Below are 543 nucleotides of genomic sequence, written 5' to 3'. Positions count from 1 at the left end.
CTGAGCCCGCTCGGAGCGGGCGATCAGCACCTGGCTGTCGGCCGGGCGGATCTGCACCAGCGGCGAGAGCAGCTGCTGCCACCACGGCCGGGTGGCGCCGGTGCCTGCGGCAGTTGTTCGGGCAGGGTTTCCAGGGCATTGGCCCATTGCGTCAGCTGTTCGGCCGCCTGCGCACGCACGCCCGGGCCCAGTGCATCGAGCGCGTTGCGCTCCTGGATCAGCGCCTGGCGCAGGTTGAGGTAGTCCGGACTGTCGATGCTTTCCAGCACCCCGGCTGCCAGGCCATACAGGCGTCGCGCCCCGTCCAGATCGCCGGCATAGATCAGCCGTTGCTGGGCCTGGCTGAGCAGCAGCTCGGCCTCCTCGCGGCGCACGGCCTGCACCCCCTGGCGCGAACGGTCGGCCAGACGGGCGAGGTTTTCCTCCAGCAGTGCGTTGCGCTGGCCAAGGCCCAGCACTTCGTCGCGCAACACCCGGTTGGTCGCGGCCGCGTCCTGGATGCTGCGGGCATTGGCGCGCTGGTCGCGACGCAGGGCGTCCACG

General features: G+C 71.3%; 1 pseudogene. It reads right to left on the bottom strand.

Annotation, left to right across the window (positions count from 1 at the left end):
- Positions 1-543, bottom strand: a pseudogene (locus JCM9942_RS17845) (uroporphyrinogen-III C-methyltransferase); the annotation flags it as partial.

The sequence above is a fragment of the Stenotrophomonas pictorum JCM 9942 genome (assembly GCF_001310775.1).
Taxonomy (GTDB): Bacteria; Pseudomonadota; Gammaproteobacteria; order Xanthomonadales; family Xanthomonadaceae; genus Stenotrophomonas; species Stenotrophomonas pictorum.
The sequence above is the reverse complement of the archived record's forward strand: the minus strand, read 5'-3'. Positions and strand labels throughout refer to the sequence as shown.